We start from the raw sequence: 610 nt of genomic DNA on the forward strand, positions 1-610 counted from the left end.
TCCATAGAAATTAGCTCTTAAATCGAAGATTTCTTCAGCCGTGTCAGACTGATTCTTAAGACTGTTTATTTGTGCGGTGAGCTTTTTTTCTTCGCGCTTATAGCGCATGCCTTGAGCCATCTTACTGGGCAGTTGGCTTTCGGCCTGAGCCATCAGCTGATCTTTTTCCTGCTCGCTTAGTGAACTGTCGCTGTTGATCAGTAAGCGCTGATAAGAATAGTCATCATAACGTTCTTCGTGACCGAACAAGGCTTCACTTAGTTCTTTACCGAGGTATTGTCGACGTGTGTTTTTTTTATCATCAAGCGCAGAGCGCAGCATTGTCAGGTTTTCCTGCTGACTGAAGTCTGTGTTCATGGCAAATTGCTCTGTACTCAGGTTGCCTTTATAAAGCAGATAATTGTCTGCTATTTCCTGGGCTTTCATCGTTGCTTCGCCAGACAAACTCATCTCAATATACTCGCGTATGCGTTCAATGACCTGGTCTTGTCCCTCGATATGAGAAGCCATAAGGAAATACTCGAATATGTTTTTGATGTTCTCATTGATGACTAGCTTCCCTTGAGGGTCAACTAAAAACTGTTCGATCGCTATATCAGACATATGCAGG

General features: G+C 43.3%; 1 protein-coding gene. It reads right to left on the reverse strand.

Annotated elements, in window-relative coordinates:
* Positions 1–610, reverse strand: a 610-nt coding sequence (locus A3763_RS07635; protein WP_156494997.1) for a lipase secretion chaperone, incomplete at both ends; no start/stop codon positions are given.

The organism is Oleiphilus sp. HI0128 (assembly GCF_001635365.1).